The organism is Deltaproteobacteria bacterium (assembly GCA_016931625.1).
Lineage (GTDB): Bacteria > Myxococcota > XYA12-FULL-58-9 > XYA12-FULL-58-9 > JAFGEK01 > JAFGEK01.
The window spans coordinates 38,439-60,546 of the sequence record JAFGEK010000219.1 but is presented as its reverse complement, the minus strand read 5'-3'; the positions used below and the strand labels follow the sequence as shown (position 1 = coordinate 60,546).

21 protein-coding genes are annotated in these 22,108 nt (G+C 39.6%); 7 read left to right on the top strand and 14 right to left on the bottom strand.

Annotation, left to right across the window (positions count from 1 at the left end; genetic code table 11):
• Window positions 1-26: 26 nt before the first annotated feature.
• The 4 genes from JW841_18085 to JW841_18070 all read right to left on the bottom strand — a co-directional run bounded on the left by JW841_18085 (window position 27) and on the right by JW841_18070 (window position 6,909).
• Window positions 27-1,985 (bottom strand): heme lyase CcmF/NrfE family subunit, encoded by a 1,959-nt coding sequence (locus JW841_18085; protein MBN1962846.1) that lies wholly within the window; start codon window positions 1,983-1,985, stop codon window positions 27-29.
• A gap of 113 nt (window positions 1,986-2,098) precedes the next feature.
• The gene (locus JW841_18080; protein ID MBN1962845.1) at window positions 2,099-2,863 is read right to left on the bottom strand and encodes a hypothetical protein; all 765 of its coding nucleotides are present in this window, start codon (window positions 2,861-2,863) and stop codon (window positions 2,099-2,101) included.
• A gap of 2 nt (window positions 2,864-2,865) precedes the next feature.
• The gene (locus tag JW841_18075; protein ID MBN1962844.1) at window positions 2,866-4,041 is read right to left on the bottom strand and encodes an AAA family ATPase; all 1,176 of its coding nucleotides are present in this window, start codon (window positions 4,039-4,041) and stop codon (window positions 2,866-2,868) included.
• A gap of 45 nt (window positions 4,042-4,086) precedes the next feature.
• Complete coding sequence (locus JW841_18070) at window positions 4,087-6,909, bottom strand: cation-translocating P-type ATPase (GenBank protein MBN1962843.1); 2,823 nt, start codon at window positions 6,907-6,909, stop codon at window positions 4,087-4,089.
• Window positions 6,910-6,990: 81 nt separating this feature from the next.
• Between JW841_18070 and JW841_18065 the strand changes: the two genes are divergently transcribed.
• The 4 genes from JW841_18065 to JW841_18050 all read left to right on the top strand — a co-directional run bounded on the left by JW841_18065 (window position 6,991) and on the right by JW841_18050 (window position 8,994).
• Complete coding sequence (locus tag JW841_18065; GenBank protein MBN1962842.1) at window positions 6,991-7,632, top strand: hypothetical protein; 642 nt, start codon at window positions 6,991-6,993, stop codon at window positions 7,630-7,632.
• Window positions 7,633-7,678: 46 nt separating this feature from the next.
• Window positions 7,679-8,209, top strand: coding sequence for a hypothetical protein (locus tag JW841_18060; protein MBN1962841.1), 531 nt, complete (start codon window positions 7,679-7,681; stop codon window positions 8,207-8,209).
• Window positions 8,210-8,329: 120 nt separating this feature from the next.
• Window positions 8,330-8,563 (top strand): DUF2191 domain-containing protein, encoded by a 234-nt coding sequence (locus JW841_18055; GenBank protein ID MBN1962840.1) that lies wholly within the window; start codon window positions 8,330-8,332, stop codon window positions 8,561-8,563.
• A gap of 2 nt (window positions 8,564-8,565) precedes the next feature.
• Window positions 8,566-8,994 carry a PIN domain-containing protein gene (locus JW841_18050; GenBank protein MBN1962839.1) on the top strand — a complete coding sequence of 143 codons (429 nt, stop codon included), beginning with the start codon at window positions 8,566-8,568 and terminating at the stop codon, window positions 8,992-8,994.
• Between the two features lie 40 nt (window positions 8,995-9,034).
• Here the strand turns inward: JW841_18050 and JW841_18045 are convergent, their stop codons facing one another.
• The 4 genes from JW841_18045 to JW841_18030 all read right to left on the bottom strand — a co-directional run bounded on the left by JW841_18045 (window position 9,035) and on the right by JW841_18030 (window position 13,086).
• Window positions 9,035-9,862, bottom strand: a complete 828-nt coding sequence (locus JW841_18045) for a nuclear transport factor 2 family protein (GenBank protein ID MBN1962838.1) — start codon at window positions 9,860-9,862, stop codon at window positions 9,035-9,037.
• Window positions 9,863-10,275: 413 nt separating this feature from the next.
• On the bottom strand, window positions 10,276-12,240 hold the full coding sequence (htpG, locus tag JW841_18040; protein MBN1962837.1) for a molecular chaperone HtpG: 1,965 nt from the start codon (window positions 12,238-12,240) through the stop codon (window positions 10,276-10,278).
• Between the two features lie 181 nt (window positions 12,241-12,421).
• Window positions 12,422-12,835: a PIN domain-containing protein gene (locus JW841_18035; GenBank protein MBN1962836.1), complete on the bottom strand. Its 414-nt coding sequence runs from the start codon at window positions 12,833-12,835 to the stop codon at window positions 12,422-12,424.
• 2 nt (window positions 12,836-12,837) lie between these two features.
• Window positions 12,838-13,086 (bottom strand): sporulation regulator, encoded by a 249-nt coding sequence (locus tag JW841_18030; protein ID MBN1962835.1) that lies wholly within the window; start codon window positions 13,084-13,086, stop codon window positions 12,838-12,840.
• A 161-nt stretch (window positions 13,087-13,247) separates the two neighbouring features.
• Between JW841_18030 and JW841_18025 the strand changes: the two genes are divergently transcribed.
• Window positions 13,248-14,561: an ATP-binding protein gene (locus JW841_18025; protein ID MBN1962834.1), complete on the top strand. Its 1,314-nt coding sequence runs from the start codon at window positions 13,248-13,250 to the stop codon at window positions 14,559-14,561.
• Window positions 14,562-14,630: 69 nt separating this feature from the next.
• Entirely contained in the window at window positions 14,631-15,611 is a 981-nt protein-coding gene (locus JW841_18020) for a glycoside hydrolase family 130 protein (protein MBN1962833.1), read from the top strand.
• A 5-nt stretch (window positions 15,612-15,616) separates the two neighbouring features.
• On the opposite strand, the gene JW841_18015 is transcribed toward JW841_18020, so the two are convergent.
• Window positions 15,617-16,033, bottom strand: a complete 417-nt coding sequence (locus tag JW841_18015; protein ID MBN1962832.1) for a YjbQ family protein — start codon at window positions 16,031-16,033, stop codon at window positions 15,617-15,619.
• A 265-nt stretch (window positions 16,034-16,298) separates the two neighbouring features.
• Between JW841_18015 and JW841_18010 the strand changes: the two genes are divergently transcribed.
• Window positions 16,299-16,721: a hypothetical protein gene (locus JW841_18010; protein ID MBN1962831.1), complete on the top strand. Its 423-nt coding sequence runs from the start codon at window positions 16,299-16,301 to the stop codon at window positions 16,719-16,721.
• Between the two features lie 55 nt (window positions 16,722-16,776).
• On the opposite strand, the gene nuoB is transcribed toward JW841_18010, so the two are convergent.
• Genes nuoB through JW841_17985 form a run of 5 tightly spaced genes read right to left on the bottom strand, consistent with a single transcriptional unit; the run spans window position 16,777 to window position 22,066 of the window.
• On the bottom strand, window positions 16,777-17,571 hold the full coding sequence (nuoB, locus tag JW841_18005) for an NADH-quinone oxidoreductase subunit NuoB (protein ID MBN1962830.1): 795 nt from the start codon (window positions 17,569-17,571) through the stop codon (window positions 16,777-16,779).
• 27 nt (window positions 17,572-17,598) lie between these two features.
• Complete coding sequence (locus tag JW841_18000) at window positions 17,599-19,116, bottom strand: hydrogenase (GenBank protein MBN1962829.1); 1,518 nt, start codon at window positions 19,114-19,116, stop codon at window positions 17,599-17,601.
• A complete protein-coding gene (locus JW841_17995) occupies window positions 19,113-20,546 on the bottom strand; it encodes a hydrogenase (protein ID MBN1962828.1) in 1,434 nt (477 codons plus the stop codon). Before JW841_17995 ends, JW841_18000 begins: the two co-directional genes overlap by 4 nt.
• A gap of 3 nt (window positions 20,547-20,549) precedes the next feature.
• A complete protein-coding gene (locus JW841_17990) occupies window positions 20,550-21,191 on the bottom strand; it encodes a hydrogenase (protein MBN1962827.1) in 642 nt (213 codons plus the stop codon).
• 8 nt (window positions 21,192-21,199) lie between these two features.
• Complete coding sequence (locus JW841_17985; protein MBN1962826.1) at window positions 21,200-22,066, bottom strand: NADH-quinone oxidoreductase subunit H; 867 nt, start codon at window positions 22,064-22,066, stop codon at window positions 21,200-21,202.
• Between the last annotated feature and the right edge of the window lie 42 nt (window positions 22,067-22,108).

Here is a 22,108-nt window from a genome sequence, read left to right as displayed (position 1 = left end):
TATATTAGTCCTTTTTAGTTAATTATTTAGTCTACGGAAGATTTATTTTTAAAACTTATCAACAAAATAGTTCCAACACCTATTAGCGGTATAGTCAACCATAACCAAGAAATAAGTGGAATGATAAAAAATTTAAACGAAGCTTTATTATCGTCATGGTTGAACGATATAAGTGATAAATATAAATCGCGGTAATTAATAGTCAAAATATGAGGTACACCAAGAGGTTCACGTTGAGTTTGGTAATAAACTAGTGATGGATATAAAAAAGAGAAAATTTTGTTATTTTGTTCAAGTTTAATTTTTGTATTTATTGCTTGGCGATGTGGTTCTTTTAACAACGATGCTTTTACATAAGTGAGTTTATAATTGTTAATGGATTGGTTTGACCCTGGTGTAAGTGAGAACTCGTAAGTTTGTTTATAAAAATGCGAACCACAGACTGCAGCAACAATGATAATAAAAGAAAGATGAATTAGCTGCATCCCTAAGAAACGAGTTAAAAAATATTTAGACCAACATCGATGGTTTTTGTTTTCAGTACTATCAATTTTATTGATTGAGAATACATAAGTAAAACTTAGTAAGATACCAGTTGCAGCAAAAGCACAAAGTGAAAAAATAAAATCGGCAAATATGGGGCGGATGCCGGTTAACAAAAATAGAATAAATGTTATACTGGAGATAAATAATGAAATAAGTAAAAAATTTGGGTGAATTATTTTTACTTCTTCGAAGGGGGCGAAGTAACTAAGTGCTAAGATTATAAGTAAGCAAATAACAATGGGCACAGACATGTTATTAAAATAAGGGGCGCCAACTGAAATTTTAACCCCACGCATAAATTCAGTAAATAACGGAAATATAGTGCCAAGAAGTATGGTAAAAGCAAAAGTTAGTAATAATGCAATAACCATAAGAAGCAAAGTAGGTTTTGATAATAGCGTATAAGATTTAGTAGTTGATATAGTTGATGAGTTAAGAACATTACGTTTACTGAGTAAAGCTAAAGAAGCTATTGATATAACCCCTAAAAAGGCAAGAAATGTGGGACCAATAGTTGATTGAGTAAAGGCATGTACGGAATTAATAATACCACTACGAGTTATAAAGGTACCGAAAATAGTTAATAGAAAAGTAATAATAGCTAAGGCTAATGTTAACAATGCTAAAAACTTTTGGCGTTTTTGAATTATAATTGCATGTAGGCAAGCAGTTGCCGTTAGCCAAGGAATAAGTGAAGCGTTTTCTATGGGATCCCAAGACCAATAACCACCCCAACCTAATATTTCATATGACCACCAACTCCCAGTAAGAATACCGAGGCCAAGAAAGCCCCAAGCAATTAGCATTGTTTGACGTAGCATGTTTAGCCAAGGCCAATTGGTTTCACCAGCTAGCAAGACTGCAATAGCAATTGCAAACGGTAGCACCATTGCAACATAGCCACAGTATAGTAGTGGCGGGTGAATAATCATTAATGGATGGTTTTGCAAAAGTGGATTTGGTCCTGGGCCGTCAAAGGGTATCGGCGATAAGACGGTAAACGGATTTGCCGGACCAACAATAATTATTGCAAAAAAAAGTGAAACCGTAAGAATTGTGCCGATAGCATATGCCATATGTCGGGGAGAATTTTTGCGCCATATATGGGCAAAAGCGACAACAACTAAAGCTAGTATAAAGCCCCAAAATAGAAGTGAACCTTCAAGGGCTGACCATAAAGATACAATAGTAATTGATAATGGAGTTGAGCGGCTACCAACTTTAGCAACATAACTAACAGAAAAGTCATGGGTTATAAGAGCAGTTACCATAACAACATTAGCAGCAACCATGGCCCCCGAAAAAATCATCACCAACCGATAAAGCCATTGCATAGAAGTGCGACTAGGATTTTTGCCGGTTACAAAACCTAATAGCACTCCGGCGAAAGCAGCAATCATTGCTATCCAAATAAGGCTTTGACCGATTATACTGTTCAAAGGTAGCTCCATGGCGAATAATCTAAGGTTTGTTATCAACCGATAAACTTGATATTTCCATCATGTCTCAGAAAACTGAGATTTAGCAGCAAGTTAAATTTATTGTGTATCGGTCATATTTTTCTTTTTTTATATAATTGACTCAGTTGTTTCTTAATATTTTGAACAAACATTGCGAGGCCATTTTTAATACCTCGATTAATATAGATTTCAGGTGTCGCAGAACTAATCCATGTATCTTCAAGGGCAATATTATCATCTGTTAATAGGTTTAAGACTCGCTTAGCACTTCGTTTGGCATTAGGCTCTGAAGCATTTAGACGATGTGAATTAAAAATAGGATTGAATCCAAGGTCCTTTTCTAATTGTGCTATTTTCGTTTTCAATTGTGAATCGAAATCTTCAATTTCAATGGTAATAGTAGCTAAAACCCAACATTCACGTTTGGCAATTGGTACACCTACAGCAACGAAAAAGGGATACTTAAAAGAATTACAAGCATTAATTAATGCATCATATCTTTGCTCTGGTAGTTTGTCAGCATCGCGTATAAGAAAGACAAGATCTATAGGCTCAGAATGATGAGCCTTTTGCATTAGTAGCAATGCTTTACGGGCACTGACAAATTCAGTAGATCTAGTACCAGAAAAATTACCATGTATTTTTAAGTTAGATAGTTTAAAAATCCTTTTTACTTGTGCCCAAGGAAGATAATTTTTATTTGATGAAAGGCCGCGCCATGAAATGCATGAGGGATCATAATCAGTAAGGTAATCAAATTGATGACAAAGAACTCTCCACACAATTAAAGGTATCGTTCTTGCATCACCTTTGCCTTCACAAACGAGTCCGAATTTTAAAAAAATTCCCCCATTCATTTTTATTTATCCTTATCTTGTTTACCTTTTACCCATGATTCACCAGCAAAACTCCAAAATTCACCAGGTGTCATAGTTTCAAGCCAATGTTTATGATCTGGATGATCAATTAAACGCTTAGCAATACTTTCTCCTTCATCACCAATATCAAAAAGTATTACTTCGCTAGGCTCAAGAGAGTCTATAAGATAGGGTGAATGAGAGGTCGCGATTATTTGCAGATCAGAATTTTTATTAAGTATAATCCGTAATAGGTCAATTAAATTTTTTTGTGCTTTAGGATGTAGGCCATGCTCAATATCATCAAGCAATAATAATTTTGCATAAGGTTGTGAATGTAATTCAGTAAGAATACCAAGTACAATTAGAGTACCTTCGCTTATACCACTTGGAGGGATATTTTTGGCATACTGAGTATCGAGTAATATTTGATGCCCGATTACATCTTCTTTAATTTCATTAGTTATAGTTTGACCATTAATAGTAATAGTTTGTGGACGGGTTATTTTTAAAGGGACTCTAGTTGTTCTAATTGATGTTATTATAGGTACAACTGAACATACATCTTCTATAAGTTGTGAAAATTCAGATGGGTTACTTGCTTGCATATTATTTAATACTGTAGCAAGACCAAAACCACCAGCTTCTAACTGAGGAATAATACTATCTGAGTATGTTGGTTCAGCAAGTTTAAAATAATCAAGTCTTAAATATGAAGAATTTAAAGCTTCGACTAATGGATGAGCTGCAGATTCCCAATTAATTTGATGACCTTTAGGGATATTTAGAGGTTTATCATTAATCTCCGCTTCTACACTAAAAGCACCATCAGGGCCATCTATATTGCCATCTTTACGCAATGGACGTGGTTTTGCGGCAACATCAATAGTAACTTCAACTTTTATGTTTGATTTTATATCATTATTGAACATTTCACCGATAGCACCAATAGAAATGGTATTTGACTTTGCAGTTTGATTGTAAAGAACACGTTTATCCCATAAACCATTAAATACTAAAGAGGGATCCCTATATGTAACCATTGATAATTGTCGAATGGCATCAAGTACAGAGGTTTTACCACAAGCATTTGGTCCGACTAGGACATTAAATCTGCCTAAATTAAGCTTAATATCACGGAGACCTTTGTAGTTTTTAAACCATACTTGAGTCAGCATTAAGACTCCTCATTTACAGAGTTACACTAGCTTAATATATAACGATTACTCAATAGCAGCATTCAGGAAATTATTAGATTTTTTCTTTATTTTTCTATAATTGATAAGACTTTTAAATATTTCTACTACAATCAGCACAACTAGTCCTGCAAGAAATGAAATGCCAACTTGTTTTGCGGACATAGATAAAGTGGCAAAGATATTATGTAAAGGTGAAATATAGATCACTGCGGCTTGTAAAATTATAAGTAATAAAGTTGCACCTAACAATGGCTTATTTGAAAATGGATTTTGTTTAAAAACACTTTGTTGCGAAGAACGACTAGCGTGTGCTTGAAATATTTGCAGTAGAACTACGGTGGTGAGCACGAGAGTTTGCCATTGTGGTTGTTTGGTACTAAAAGCCCACCAACCGACAGCAATACTAACTATTCCCATTAGCAAACCTTGCCAAATAATTTGTATGCCTAAACCATGAGCTAAAATACCTTCGGAGGATTTTTGTGGCTTACGTTGCATAACATCAGGTTCGGAGGGTTCGACCCCAATACCTAAACCTAGTACACCATCAGTGACTAAGTTAAGCCAAAGAATTTGAAATGGAGTTAAAGGCAGGGGCATACCTAAAAGTGGTCCAACAAATACTAATAATAGCTTGGCAAGATTGCCAGCAAGCGAGAATTTTAGAAACCTACGAATATTATCGTTAATAGAACGACCTTCTTCAACTGCGGCAACTATAGTGGCAAAGTTATCATCAACTAATACCATTGCTGCGGCTTCTTTAGCGACATCAGTACCAGTAATACCCATCGCTACTCCAATATCGGCGCGGCGCAAAGCTGGAGCATCGTTAACGCCATCACCAGTCATAGCGACAACATGCCCCTGTCTTTGTAGAGCTTCTACAATACGTAATTTTTGTTCGGGAGCGACACGAGCATATACCGATACTTGATTTACTAATTTATCAAGCTGTGCCGGTGAGATGCCTAATAATTCGGGGCCGGTAATAACTTGTCCGGTACCTAAAATATTTAAATCAGCAGCAATACGACGCGCAGTAACGGGATGGTCACCAGTTATCATTACGGGGCGAATACCAGCGCTTTGGCAAGTAGCCACAGCTTGTTTTACTTCGCTACGTGGTGGGTCGAGCATACCAACCAGACCAATAAATATTAAATTGCGCTCAAGCTGCGTTGCCGTAAGCTTTTTATCGGATTCTTCATTTGCAGCTAATCGATATGCAATACCAAGAACTCGTATACCATCTCGTGCAAGTTCATTATTAGTAGCAGTAATTTTATTTCGCCAAGCATCATCTAAATGCACCACCTGGTTTTCATATAAGACATGAGAACATACAGTAAGCAGACTATCAACGGCGCCTTTGGTAAATACTACGAACTTACTGTTATGATTTAGAGTATTGGTCGAAAACCAAGCTGATGGATTAACAATACTATGCATGGTGCTCATGCGTTTACGTTCTGAGTCAAAAGGCGCTTCATTGATACGAGGGAAATCAAGATCAAGTTGATCGCGAAGTAAGTTAAAATGTGCTGCTGCTATAACCAAGGCACCTTCAGTTGGATCACCAACAGCACGATAATGGCCTGGTCTGCCGCGATCAATTTGCAGCGTAGCATCATTACATAAGCTGCCACTCATTAATAATAGGGCAAGAGATGGTTCATCATTAATAAGTGTTGAGGTTTTCTTATTGGCTATAGTTATGGGCTGGCGATGTTTTAGTTCTTCAGAGATATCAATTCGATGCCCAGCGAGATCTAGCACACTTACCTTCATACGATTTTCAGTAAGGGTACCAGTTTTGTCTGAACATATAACACTAACTGAACCCAATGTTTCAACTGCAGGTAAGCGTCGTATTAGTGCATTTCGATGTAACATTCGTTGAGCCCCAAGTGCCAAAGCAATAGTAACAACTGCTGGGAGACCCTCGGGTATTACAGCAACAGCCATACTTACTGCAGTCATAAACATCAATTTCCAATCGTGACCAAACAGTAAGCCGAAAATAAAAATAACTGCAACTACACAAAATGCCGCGATTGCTAAAATGCGCCCTAATCTATTGAGACGATGTTGTAGCGGAGTAATAACTTGTCCAACATTTTGAATTAGATTAGCAACCTTGCCAAGTTCAGTATTCATTCCTGTTGCGGTAACTAATATTTGCCCTCGGCCAAAAGTAACGCTAGTGCCCATAAAAGCCATATTGACTTGATCACCAAGCGCTAAGGCATTTTTGCCTGGTATAGTTTCAGTTTGTTTTTCAATAGGTTCTGACTCCCCGGTAAGCATAGCTTCGGCAATACGCATACTGGCAGATTCAATTATTCGGCCGTCTGCAGGCACCAGATTACCAGCTTCAAGCAAAACAATATCACCAGGGACTAATTCGCTTGAAGAGATTTCAACAACAATACCATCGCGTCGCACCCGTGTTTTAGGTATAGCTAACTGGCGTAGCGCGGCTATGGCCCGTTCGGCTCTAATTTCTTGAATGAAGCCAAGTACAGCATTGAGAGTAACAATGGCAACAATGGCGATAGCATCTTTAAGACTGCCAGCAACGGCTGAAATCACGGCGGCGATAATGAGAACGATGACTAAAGTATTGGCGAACTGATCTAATATTACACGCAAAGGCGACTTGTTGCCTTTTTCTTGCAAGGTGTTTAAGCCGTAATGCTTTTGGCGTTCACTGGCTTGGTTAGAGCTGATCCCATTTTTAAGGTTACTTTGCAGGGTAGCAGCAGCATTGGCTATAGTTAGTTGCGTCCATTGCTGTACAGAAAGAAATTTGTTTGATAAATTACGAGGTTCAATAGGCGACATTGATTCTTTTTCCCAATAGTAATATAAATTGTTGTGTTTTGTATTAGCACAACTGGTTTGAGAAAAGGAGCTAATAACTCAATGAAATTAGAAAAAATCCAACGTCTTGGTGGGTTCGCGGTTATTATTGGCGCAGTTTTATTAGCAGCCTGGTCGATTTTGCATACTATATTATTACCAAATTTTGCACATGGTAGTGATATAACTCCGTTAATATTGAATCCTCATTTTTGTTGGTTAGAATTAACAGCATTGTTAGCTGTACTTTTTTTAGTTTTTGGTTTTGCTGCGATATATTCTCGATTTTATAGTAGCTCAGGTGTTTTAGGCTTTATTGGGTATGTTTTTGTAACATTAGCTTATATACTTCAGATAGCAAATAGCGCTTGGGCGTTGCTTATATTTCCACTGTTAGCAAAGCATGAATTATTATACCCCCTTTTTGGTGGCAAAATTTATTTTAATGATACGGGCATACTAATTTTTCAGAATATGTTTTTGGCTGTAATGTTAATTGGCGTTGTTACTTTTTCAATTGCTCTAATACGTTCGCGAGAGTTTTCAAAAATTTCAGGAATATTATTTTTAACAGGAGTGGTTTTATATGGAATTGGACCCATGATTTCAGAGTACGTTGCTGTTTTTGGTGTTTTTATTTTGGCTAGCGGTTGTGCGTTGTTGGGTTTACGACTTTTGCGACCATCTATTGAAAAAGCAAACTAAAAACTCTTTTGAAATATTGCTACCGGTTGTAGTAAATTGCACGATCATGAACAAAGCTTTAAAACCTTGCTTATTATTTATATTTTTAACCTTTGTGGTTTCTTCAGTCGCCCATGCACAATTACCCGAGCGCAAATTTGGTTTAGGGCTTTATTTTGGCGACCCAGCTTTTGGGTTTACTGGCAGGTACTGGTTTAACAATACTGATGCGGTGCAAGCTGTTTTAGGTTGGACCGGGACCTACTATGGTGCTTCTGGTCCAATTTTTATTGCTGATTGGCAGCATCAAATGGGACATATTGACGCGCGTACCCAAGTAGTTAGCTTTGATTTTACTGCAGGGGTGGGCGGCGCTGCTGGCTATATTCATGATGGTGGTTGTTATCGTGATCGGTTTAACCGACGTTATTGTTATGATGATAATGCCGGGATCATATTTCGTGTACCTGTTACTTTTACTGCCTTTTTTCCTAAGCCTAGGGTAGAGGCGTATGTAGACTTGGTACCGTCAATAATTTTATTACCACGATTAGGCCCATCTTTAATGGGCGGCATTGGAGGTAGGTATTATTTTTAAGGGGATTAAAGCTTACCAATAGCCAAAATATAACTTGTGTCATTTTATGGTATTTTATCAGTTGCGAAATCGAAAAGTTGAGGACTAGACATCATGATGTCTATTTGATAGCATCATGATATGCGCACAACTTTAACCATCGATGAAGATATTGCCACCAAGCTCGATGAGCGTCGTCGCCTAAGTGGCAAATCATTCAAGCTAGTAGTTAATGAGACGTTACGTGATGGATTAACTTGCAAAAAATCATTTAAAGCATTACCGCGCTTTAAAGTACAAGCACGACCTCTAGGATTACGTGATGGATTATCTTACGACAACATTGGTGAATTATTAGAAATGGCTGAGCGGTAATAATGTATTTAGTAGATGCTAATATTATTTTATACGTGTATGATAGCATTTCGCCTTTTCATAAAGTAGCGTGTCATTGGTGGGAAGATTGTTTATCAAATGACCGACAAATACGTTTAGCATGGTCAACTGTATTAGCTTTTTTACGAATAAGTACTCATCCCCGCTTATTGCACAAGCCTTTTTTAATTGCTGATGCTGCTAAACATGTTGAGAGTTGGTTTGCGAGGCCAATGGTTGATTATTTGCATCCGACTAATCGCCATTGGCAAATTTTTAAAAAGCTTATACAAGATGGTCAAGCCAACGGTAATCTCATACCAGATGCTCATTTAGCCGCGCTTGCCATAGAACATGGCGCCATTTTATGCACTTGCGACCGTGATTTTAGTCGCTTTGATGGTATGCAAGTGCTTAACCCTCTAATATAATCAATAGAATAACTCAATCAAATAGGTGAGCTAGATTTCTTTAGTGTTTTTTACTCTTTTTGCTATCTTTTGCTTCTGTGGCTTGAGCTGCAGCAGCAGCTTGTTGCAATTTGTTTAGCGCTTCTTCAGTAAGGGCAATGCCATAACTTATAATTTTGCTGTCAATAATAGTGGCTTGCCCAGTAACATCAAGAGGTTCAAGTTTTGCTTTTGTCCAATCAGCGGTCTGCACTTTGCTTTGCCACACGAATTTGTCATCTTCAATTTTCTTTTCAGCTTTTTCAATTTTAAAATTTTGCGCGGCTAATTGGGTTAAATAGGCTTTAATTTCTTCTTGATTACTAAGTTGCGTGTTATCCAAGCTAATTATTTTCGCTTCAGGACTTAACAGAGCAAGTGCAGCATCAATATTTTTTTCATTTATAGCATTTTCAAAATCGTCGATGATTTTAATGGTATCTTTTAATTCAGCTTCAGTAATTTTTGCTTGTGTTTCAGCAGTATATACTAATCTAAAATCGGTTAGTTTTTTGTTGATAACTACAGTTTCAAGAGTGGCTTCTACCGCAGTGATACCAAGCTTGATAAGTTCATCATTAGTCACTTTGTACTGGGCGTTTGCGTGACGACTTTTCACTGTATAATCACCTACCAATTCAAGCTTTGAGTTTTGTGCTATAAGTTCTTCTACAACTGGCGTCAGAGCGCTCATTGCTTCAGGCGCAAGCAATGCTGTGGCAGCCTCGGAATTTTTAGTATTTATAGCGTCAACCATTTCTTTAGCGATTTCAGCAGTTGAGCCCGTACAAGCAGCAAATCCGATGACTATAACGCCACGCAGCAACAACTTTAGCGACAACTTAATCATGTTTCTCTCCGCCAGGAATAATTGGGGGTGTCCCTAAATGTCTCCAGTCGATCTTCACGAAATCCGCTACTTACGACCGCGTGCCCGCAAAAATCCTGCCTGCGACTTGCTATAAGCAAGCCTTTTGCATGATTTTGCTTAAGCGCGCGGCCATCGTTTACGCGGCTTTCGTGAATTTTTCGGTCCAACAATTTAGGGACACCCCCTAGCTACTTTAAAGCTGCACCCCGCATCGGCAACACCCTATGTGGCCGATAATCAGGTTTTCATGCGCTGCAGATGTGACTCATATAGCAAATGTTTAACTATATAAAGACACCAGTTGCTATAACAGATAGCGCGGTTTATAGATCTCGCTTGGGATGCGGCAAGTCAAGCATTAACCGTTCGTTTTTACAAACTAAATATAACTTTTAGTTAGCAGCAGCTTTAGTTGCCACATCCATAATTAAGCGGCTATAGGCACCTGGATTTGCAAGTTTGCCACCCTCAGCTAGTACGGCTTGGCCATATAGCAACTTGGCATAAATCTCGAGATCGTTTGCTTTGGGGTCTGTTGCATGAATAGCATGCAGTTTTTCAATAAAGGGATGATTGCGATTTAACTCTAAAATACGCTTAGTTTTCGGAATTTGTTGCCCAAGTCGTTGCATGATTTCTTCCATTTGTGGGGTAAGATCATGCGTATCACCAACCAAACAAGCAGCACTATCGGTTAAGCGACCTGAAAGTCGCACTTCTTTAATATCATCTTGAAGATGCGAGCGTAAGCATTGCAACAGATCTTTGTAATGTGCTTCATCCATTTCTTTTTTAGTTTTATCAGCGACTTCTTTGTCGGCATCTGCTTCAAGATCGATAGCGCCCTTATCAATCGGGATGAACTTTTTATCTTTATAGGCAAGATGGCTTTGCAACCAGAATTGATCGATGGGATCCGTAAATAATAACACCTCAAGACTCTTAGCTTTAAAAGCTTCAAGGTGTGGTGAACCTTTGAGTACATCTAATGAAGAACCAGCAAGATAATAAATACCTTCTTGCTTTTCTGGCATACGTTCTACGTAATCGTTTAAAAAGGTCGGCTCATTACTATTGGTCGACTGACAAAGCATAAACTCTAAAATACGCTCACCTGATTTATCACCAAGAGTTAGCCCTTCTTTAAGCACTGGGCCAAATTCTTGCCATAATTTTTTCATATCATCAGGTCGTTTGCTCTTGATGTTTTCAATCGCATCAAGAACTTTTTTCACCGCGAATTTTTTTATGGCTTGAATTTGACGGTCTTGTTGGAGGATTTCACGCGATACATTTAACGACAAATCTTCAGAGTCAATAACACCTTTGACAAAGCGCAGCCATTCAGGCAACAGGGCCTTCCAATCATCAAGTATGAAAACCCGTTTGACATATAGTTGCACGCCTTTGCTGATTTTATCACGATAATAGAGGTCAAATGGTGCTTTAGGCGGGATAAACAGTAAGAGACGGGCTGAGAAATTACCCTCCATATTTGCGGTAATAATCTCAAGCGGATCACCATAATCATGAGTAATATGGTGGTAGAATTCTTTATATTCTTCGTCTTTAACTTCGCTGCGCGGACGTGTCCAAATTGCTTTCATGGAATTTAGGACTTCGTCTTTTTTGATAATCTTGGGTACCGTATTTTCTACGATTTTTCCTTTATCATCGAGCACCGGTTCTTGATGCTCAACCATCATACGAATCGGATAACTGACAAAATCTGAATGCTTCTTAACAATATCTTTAATTACCCAGGGGTCAGTATAATCTTTCAGCCCATCTTCTTCGTCAACGTCTTTAAGCGCTAAGGTAATAATAGTGCCAGTTTCGGATTTTTGAGCATCGTCAATTGTATAAGTGCCGTCGCCGGTAGACTCCCATTTGGTGGCAGTATCCTCGCCAGCCCGTCGGGTAATTATGGTGACCTTTTTGGCGACCATAAAGGTTGAATAAAAACCAACACCAAATTGACCAATGAGATCAGGCGCTGCATTTGCATTATCAGTTTGGTTTTGGGCCCGCTCCTTCATTGTGGCAAGAAAACTTTGTGTACCTGAGTGAGCAATGGTACCGATTTCTTTAATAAGATCATCGCGGCTCATACCAATACCATTGTCGTGTATGGTTAAGGTTTTATTATCTTTATTAAGTTCGAGACGAATATGCAGCTCGTCATTGGGTAATAACTCTTTTTGAGTTATGCCTAAAAGTCGCAGTTTATCAAGAGCATCAGAGCTGTTTGAAATCAGCTCACGTAAAAAAATGTCTTTATTAGAATAAAGAGAATGAACCATAAGATGCAATAGTTCTTGCACTTCGGCAGTAAATGTATGTTTTTGCTCGCTCATTTGATCCTCATGATTAATTTTTGTGCAACTTGCGCTAGCGCAAGATGGCCTAATAGCGCAACTGTTCGTGCTCGGAATAAAGGGCAGAAAGTAGATATTTCAAGCATTAGGAGGGTAATTTTTTCTAAAATATTTTACACTTAGTGGTATTGGTCTTGAAAAACCGTTAACTTATAAAAAGTCAATGACTTGGATCGATAACCAAAAGTTTGGGATAAAATGAACGAAAGTCATTACCATTGCGAGTAATGATACCGTCAAGGCGTATTGCTAAAGCACCGATTAGAGCATCGGCTACTGGGCGTTTATGTGTAACTTTGGTTCGTTTGGCAATGATATGGCGAGCCCATGCGTTAAAAGCGACATATCGGTCAGCGATGGAAAATTGCTCATTTTTTTCTATACCAACACCATCAAGAAATTCATCCAAAAGGCGAGTAGAATTGTCAAAAACGGGAGCAAGTTCTACATAAGAAATAGGTGAAATTGTTAACCCTTGATTAAGATGCGCTTCTAAGCACTGCGCTGATAATGTGCCATATGTCGGGTCAGCATCAGCAATATCAATTATTACACAAGTATCGACTACTAGCATTATCACTCGCCTTCTCGAAGTTCGCGCATCCATTGTTCTGTAGAGCGTGTTTTGCGAAATTGGCGTGCAAAACCAAGCATGCCTGTAGGATTTGGTAGGACCTCTGTTTTACGTTCGATATACACACGCCATTCATGTTCACCAGCTGCTTCCCATACTAATTCGGTACCAGGCTCAATGCGATATTCGCGCCGCAACCGAGCTGGAATAGATGTTTGCCCACGAATGGTAACGATTGTTTTATCGGACATAATTACATGATATCATGTAATAATATTATGTCAATTGATTGTGGTTGATTGATTGTGGTGCTGATTGTGGTGCTGCGATTGTGATGCCAAACGAAGTCAACTGACTAAAAAAATAGACAAATTTGACAATTAACGTTTATAACGTTAAATTAATTAACGTTATGAACGTTAGAGAAATAAATAGTCTATTAATCAATGGAAATATAGACCAATCAGGGCTATTTCCGCATCTTGATGAGTTAAATACAGCGCCAGTAATTTTTCATTTTGATTTTGGATTACCAGAGTTACCAACTCAATCAGGTTTGATTCAAATCAGAGGACCGCGCCAGTATGGTAAAAGCACATGGCTTGAGCAGCAAGCTTACCTAAGTGCCAGAGAATATGGTTCTGCATCGACGTTTTATTTAAATGGTGATTGGATTGCTGATGCTGATGTTTTAACTAATGAATTACATATTCTAAATAATTTGTTTCATCGCGATGCTACGGTACGACGCATATTCATAGATGAGATCACCGCAATAGATAACTGGGAAAAAGCCGTTAAGCGATTGTTCGATGCTGGTGAATTAAAAAATGTTTTATTAGTAACAACCGGCTCAAAAGCTACTGATTTGCGTCGTGGAGCTGAGAGATTGCCAGGACGTAAAGGTCGTTTAAAACGAACTCAGTATTTGTTTACTCCAGTACCTTATAAAGAATTTAAACGGGTAATGGGTGATGAATTAAAAGAGTATACATTGTTCGGTTACATGTTAACTGGTGGCTGTCCCATGGCAGCAATAGCATTAGTTAACGAGAAGCATTTGCCAACTTATGTTACTGCTACAATTCGTGATTGGGTTTTTGGTGAGTGTGCTGCTAGTGGTAGACAACGAGCAACTTTAATAACTTTAATGCAAACATTAATGCGTTTTGCTACTACTCCTATAGGTCAGGCAAAAATTGCGCGTGAAGCCGGATTAGCTAACAATACGGTTGCTGCTGGTTATCTTGAATTATTGGCAGATCTAATGATTGTGGGTATATCAGGTTCCTGGGATGCCTCGCGAAATGTGGTGCAGTCTCGTCGTCCAGCAAAATTTCCTTTTGTTAATTTGCTTGCGGCTATCGCCTTTAGTGCTAATGCACCTAATACGGTGAAAGCTTTTGCGAATATGCCACATGAAATATTAGGCAAATATTTTGAATGGCTAGTTGCACAAGAATTATGGAGTCGTGCTGCAGTGCGTGGAGATGATGTTCCCGAACATTTGCCATTTTGGCAAACTAAAAAGCATGAACTTGATTTTGTTATTAACTCTAAAAAGTTCATTGAGGTTAAACATGGTCAAGCTAGTGCATTTGAATTTAGTTGGTTTGTACAAACCTTTCCACACGCTCAGTTGCTGGTTATAAATAAAGATAAATTTACTGCTGGCAATATTAGTGGTGTAACTATGGAGCAGTTTTTACTTGAACATGAGGTGTAAGTATTCAGAGAATTAAAAAATACATAACATAAGCTTATTTTTAATGAGTTATATGCTATGGCATGCGACATGCCACTTACAATAAATACCGCAGCAGTTACTAATATTCCCTGGCAAGAAAGATCCGCCGAAAACAACGATGTAATTTGGCGTTATTCTGGCAATCCGATAGTACCACGCGCGCCTTTTAGTGGGGCTAATAGCGTCTTTAATAGTGCAGTTATTGCCCACGATGGAAAATTCGTTGGTATTTTTCGGGTCGATGACCAACAAAGAATAATGAATCTGCATTATGGCGAAAGTGCTGATGGTATTAAGTGGTCAATTAATGAAAAACCAATTGAGTTTGTTGGGGCCAAGCCGGAAATTGCTGAATTTATTTATCGTTATGATCCGCGACTTGTATGGATTGAAGACCGCTATTATTTAACTTGGTGTAATGGATATCATGGGCCAACCATTGGTATAGCCTATACTTTTAATTTTGAAACTTTTCATCAATTAGAAAATTCATTTTTGCCATTTAATCGCAATGGCGTGCTGTTTCCACGCAAAATCAATGGTAAATACGTTATGCTAAGTCGCCCAAGCGATGATAGTCACACATCTTTTGGTGATATATTTTTATCACATAGCATAGATATGATTCATTGGGGTGAGCATCGTCATGTTATGGGCACCACGCATCGCTGGTGTCATACTAAGGTTGGTGCCGGTCCAATACCGATTGAAACCAATGAAGGATGGTTGCTTATATTTCATGGGGTGCTGACTTCATGTAATGGATTTATTTATAGCATGGGGGCAGCCTTACTTGATCTTGAGAATCCATGGATTGTGCGCTATCGCGCCGCACCATATCTTATGTCACCGCAAACAATATATGAATGTGTTGGTGATGTACCCAATGTAGTATTTCCGTGTGCAGCCATAGTTGACGGTCCTACTGGCAGAATGGCGATTTACTATGGTGCGGCTGATACAGTTGTTGGTTTGGCTTTCGCCTATGTTGATGAAATAATAAAGTGGGTTAAAGCAAACGTAGCTTAATTTTTTTATTCGCCAATTATTTTTATCAGCACGCGTTTTTTGCGCCGCCCGTCGAACTCGGCATAAAAAATTTGTTCCCACGGGCCAAAATCAAGCTCGCCATTGGTTACAGCGATTACTACTTCGCGTCCCATAATTTGTCTTTTAAGGTGAGCATCACCATTGTCTTCAGCGCCATTGTGCCGGTAATGCTCAATAGGCTCATGGGGCGCCAGCTCTTCAAGCCAGTCGTCATAGTCTTTTATCAGGCCGGGCTCATCATCATTAATATAAACGCTAGCAGTTATGTGCATGGCATTAACTAGGCAGAGACCCTCGCGAATCCCGCTCTCAGCAAGTGCTGCTTGTACTTTTGAAGTGATATTAATGTAATCGCGACGATGGGGGGTGTTGAATGTCAACTCTTGGCGATGTGATTTCATGGTGCTAACTCCTAAAATAAAATGGATAATAGCAGGGTAAAAAGAAAAACCCAAGCCAAGCTAAATGATGCCAAGCGAGATTACTATATTGAAATAAAAGAGTTTTTTATTTTCAAAAAGTATGCCCTAGTTAGAACTAGCTAAATGTGGGGGTAGTGTTATCAGCAAACCAAATTTATCTGTAATCAAAATAAAATTATTGTTTGGTTTGTTGTATTTTGCCGACAACTAAGCAATAAGCGGTTAGCACTTAGGAGAAATAAATATGTGGGTTAAAAAAAATTGGTTCAGTTTTAATCTTATTGTTTTCGCAATATTAGCGCTAGCCATTGTGTCATGTGGTGATGAAGAAGACGATAGTATTGATGGTAATAACGTTTCGGCACATGGTAAATCTTGTGGTTCAGCACCAGCTGGATCCTATAAATGCTATGCAACAGGAAGCACTATCATTGAGATTTGTAACAACGGTGAATGGGAATCTTTTGGTTCTTGCGGATGCTCGGTAAAAGTCGGCGATTGGCGCAAACCTGCTTATGGTGCGACGTGCAAAAAATTGATTGGTACCGCAAACGCAATCGAATGTTCATATGCATCGGTTGATTGTAAACAGTGTACTTTAGAAGATGGATGTCAAAAGACTTGTAGTAAATGCAGTAACAAATATTCAACTGGTTGCTGTCCGTAAATTTAATATAAAATAATCTACGCTAAAAAACGCTAGTTAAACTAACATAACAAATCTATTGTTTTGGCAGACGTCCAAGCAAGCGTAGCAAACCATCGAGAATGGTGTATGGATGTGGCGGACAACCCGGAATATATAAATCTACTGGTAATAGATTATCGATTCCGTTATGAGTTTGAGTGTGGCCTGCAAATAAGCCACCTGAGATAGCGCAGGCGCCAACGGCGATTACTATTTTTGGGTTAGCTACGGCGGCATAAGTTTTTTCAAGAGCTAGTTTCATATTTTCGGTGACCGGGCCTGTAATGATTAAGCCATCGGCATGACGAGGCGAGGCTACCATTTTAATGCCAAAACGCCCAAGGTCAAAGGTTAAGGTGCTAAGCACGTTAATGTCAGATTCACAGGCATTACAACCACCGGCGCTGACTTGGCGTAAGTGCAAAGATCTCTTAAATATACGGCGTAATTCATGTGCCAGTGGCTTTGCTAAAGCTAAAGTTTTGTTATGTGATATATTGAGATCGCTACGTTGCCGTGTAGACATAGGGTAAATAGAGCTATGAGTGACAGCTTGGGTGGGGCAAGCATGAACGCAATCACCACAGAAAATACATTTGCCAAGATCTATCTGCGGTCCTTGTTCTGCAATAACTCTGATTGCATTAGTAGGGCAGATGGTTGCACACTTAACACAATCGTTTTGCTTTTGTGGGTTTCGTAGCGTCAGACATTTATTAGCATCAATTTGCAGCAGGCCACGAAAGCGATCAGGCAATATAGGTTCGCTTTTAGGATAGGATGCAGTACGATGACCTTGGCGTAAGCGGGTTAACAAAACATTAAGCATTGGTTTAAGGCTCCTTAGATTTTTTTTTTACAGGTCGTGCCCGCAGTATGAGAGGTTAAAGCTTTTATTACATAACGGAAAATCAGAGATAGGTTGATTGCGCAGCGCCATAGCTAGACCAATCCAATTATGAAAAGAAGGGTCTACAACTTTATAAGCGCTAAAGCGTCCATGGCCATCAGTAATAGCTACGTGGCAAATTTCGCCTCGCCAACCTTCAACCAGTGAAACGCAAAGATGCTTAGATTGCAAAGGCGCAGGTGTGATTTGGATGTCGCCATGCGGAAGTTCATGGACTTGATCACGAATAAATTTTACGGCACGTTCAATTTCAAGCCAACGTAGAAAGGCACGTGCAAAAACATCGCCACTATGCCAAGTTGATATTGGTATGTGTACAAATTGATAAATACCAGCGGGGTGATTTTTACGTACGTCACGTTGCAGGCCACAAGCGCGTGCAGCTAAGCCTACTAAACCAAGATTACGAGCTAAGTCTGTACTTAAGCGACCGGTATCTTCAAAGCGTGCTTGTACTGAGGTGGTAGTCCATAACAGTCGCACGGCTTCTTTTACATCACGGTAAATAGCATCAAGACGAGTTATAAATTCAACAGCGCGGATGGGTTCAAGATCAAAAGTAACACCACCTGGTCGTACTATACCACGCCCAAAACGACTACCACATAGTAATGCAGTTAGGTTTAAAAAGTCACCACGCAAACGACCACAATATGATGCTGTTGGTAAATAGCCAACATCATGAGCTAAAGCACCAAGGTCACCGGTATGGTTTGCTAAGCGTTCAAGCTCAAGTGCAATCGCCCGTAAGACATGGGCACGTGCTGAAATACTAGACCCGCTTAAACTTTCTACCGCCTGGCAATAAGCGTTAGTATGACCGATGGATGTATCACCAGCTAAGGTTTCCATATAATGAATAGAGCGCAGATTTGGCCCTTGCAGTAGAGCTTGCTCAATACCACGATGTTGGTAGCCTAATGAAATTTCTAGGTGAAATACTTGTTCACCATGACATTGAAAACGAAAATGTCCAGGTTCAATTACGCCAGCATGAACCGGTCCGACAGCTACCTCGTGGACTTCATGGCCGTCAACCTGGTAGTAGTCCATAACTCCGATGTTCGCAGAGGTTGTATGCCCCCAAGCTACATGACCTTCACGCCATGAGGTATGAAAGCGTACCGGTTTTGGTAAGGGATGTCCTATAATATTAAGCCCATACTGTTCGGCAATTTCACGTTCGAATAATTGTATTTCAGGACATTGGGTAGCAATAGAAGCAAACCCATCATCGCTTAAAGGGGCTCGCGCCACTTCGAGAATACCATCGATATCAGATGCAAGTATTACCCAGAGTTCAAGAGTATTATCAATATAAGTGGTAAAAAGACAAACAACACGGCGATTGCGATTTGCTGCCGTTACTATAGCTTGCTGTAACTCTAGTAACGTTAAAAGTGGTATATGCGCTAAAGGTACTGCACGCGCGTTATGTAATGATAAGAATGAACTCGTGATCATAGGGTTTTCTCAAGAAAATTCGCAGCTACCTGTAATGCATTAACTAGTGGTGTAGGTAGATAAATTCCAAGTAATAACACCAAAGCACAACAAATAATTATTGGTGCTACAGTTAAGAAATGGTCTTTTATATTGGTATTAGTAGCCGCTCTTGATGGTTCGCCTTGTACGACTGCGAGTATTTGGGTGCCCATACCCATAAACACCACCAGAAGAAACAGCAAGAAGAGAACGGTGATGAGGATCTGATTATTGGCAATTGCGGCTCGTAATATAGTAAGTTCACTAATAAAAGGACCAAAAGGCGGAGAGCCGGTAATAGCAAAAAAACCTGCTAATAATAAAGCGCCGCTTATAGGTAAGCGACGCATAGCACCACTTACTTCATTGACAAGCTTGCTTTGATAAGCGCGATGGATATTGCCTGCAGCTAGAAAGAGCACTGCTTTAGTAAGCCCGTTGTTAATCAAGTGTAATAACGAGCCAAAGGTTGCAAGCCCTCCGATACCAACACCCAATACCAAAATACCCATATGTTCGACACTCGAATAGGCAAGCAAGCGTTTGAAGTCACGCTGTCCAATCATAAAGATACCGGCAATCGCCATTGAGGCAAGGCCGCTTATGATCATGATTTGTTGTGCAAAGGCAGTTTCGCCAGCGGCTAGGCAAATGCGAAAAAACCTAAGTACAGCTAAAAACGCACAACTGGTTAGGCCACCAGCTAACAAGGCACCTACTAAACCGGGTGCTTCACCATAAGCATCAGGTTTCCAGGAGTGCATAGGCGCCAAACCCATTTTAGTACCATAGCCAACGAATAAGAGAATAAAGGCGGCACGCAACCATGGGCGTGATAAGTGAACACCATCGCTTACTAGCTCGTTAAAGAAAAGCGACACAGGTTTGCCGGTAGCAAGGGCAGCATAAGATAGAAAAAATGAACCGAGCAAAGCTAATGCAATACCAACAGAGCCTATAAGTAAATATTTCCAGGTAGCTTCAATAGAACGCGGATTATGATTAAAATATATTAGAGGTGCTAGACTTAAAGTACAGGCTTCGATTGCTACCCACATTAATCCTAAATGTTGCGCCAAAACTGCTAAGCTCATAGTGGCCAAAAAGGCGAATAAAGCACTACAAAAAACGCGATTGGGCCGATTAGCGCGTAGGCGCAAATAGCCGGGAGTGTATAGCGAACAGATAAAAAATAAAAAACTTAATAAACCTAAAACTAAACGGTTGAGGGGATCAATGGCAAGCCAAGGTGAGGGTTTGGCAATTTGCGGAGATATTAATGTAATTGTCACCAAAATAAGATGCGCGCTACCACCAATTGGTAGCATAATAGCGCGTAAACGTTGATGCGGTATAAAGAATGTAATTACAGCGAAGCTCAAAGGTGCGATGATAAGCGCCAACAGCATTTTTTACTCCTTAAGCGTGCTTAGGCGCGCTGTATCTAACGATGAAAATTCACGATTAATGTGGTTTATGATGATGCCCATAATGAAGATACAGACAAAGAGGTCGAGCAAAACACCCATCTCAATCATAAAAGGCATAGCCAAGATAAGGGTTAAGCCCATAATGAAAATACCATTTTCAAGTACAAGATAGCCCACAGTTTGACTGATGGCTTTGCGACGTGTGGTAAGAATTATAAAACCCGTGAATACAGTAGCTAGCGATGCAGGTACTAAAAGCGAGCCTTCATGTTGTGGTGCTAGTGGCAGGGTTTTAGCAAATAATAGTGAAGCACCGGTACCAAGAGCACCTAACAATAATGATGGTAAAAAACCAATAATCGGCTCGATTTCACGACGAATAGCAGCATCACGCATAGCTCGTACTAACATACTAGGAATAAACACACCTTTAAGAATAATCGTAGCGGCTATGATAAGCACGGCTTTAATACCAAAGTCTACGTGCATAAAAAACATAAGTATGCCCAACAAGACACCTTGAGCTGCCGAAGCGTTGATAACAGCACGCAAACGGCTAGTGCCAAGCAGAAAAAAATTAAGCAGAAGCACAACAACGATTAGAGCATCGACCATGCTATTCATTTATAGTTTTACCTTGCCATTAAGATAATACCGAATGCAGATAACAGACATGCGGCAATTAATAATATGGGGACTTGAGTGAGACGTAGCCGGGCCATTATTGATTCGATAACACCGATACCAATTGCAAGTCCTATCATGCTGACAATGAAAATACCCCAGCTACTAAATATACCTGTATTAAAGGGTATAATTAGGCGTACGATTATTGCTGCCATTACAAAAAGCTTTAATGCCGCACCATATTGGATGAAGCCAAGCGCGGGGCCACTGTGATCAAGTACCATGACCTCATGAATCATAGTTAATTCTAAATGTGTATTAGGGTCATCAAACGGAATACGCGAGTTTTCAGCTAACAGAATAATAAACAGGCTGACTACCACTAGCACTAACGAAGCTCCATATTGATGCCAGGCATTATTTAAATAACTGCCAAGCATGTGCGACAATGATAGTGATGAAGAGATGCGTACTAAGACCACAAGTCCTAAGAATAGTGCGGGTTCAGTCAGACAAGAAAAAGCGGCTTCACGTGCAGAGCCCATACCTTCAAAGGCTGAGCCGGTATCAAGGGCAGCAGCGATGGTAAAAAAACGACCTAAGCCTAAAAGATAGGCGAAGAGTACAAAATCTCCGGCAAAAGAAATAAGGGCAGGATGGCCGCCAAGTGGTACCAATGACAATGCTAGCAGCGCCGTAACTAAGCTTACCACCGGACCAGCACGAAAGACCCAGGTAGTGGAATTACTAAATATAGAATCTTTGCGTAAAAGTTTGATTACATCGAAGTAGGGTTGCCAGAGGGGTGGTCCGTTGCAGCCAGCAAAAGCCGCCTTGGTTTTACCAATGACACCAAGCAATAGCAAAGGCATACTCAATATAAGCGTTGTGTGAATGGCAATATTAATAAGAGT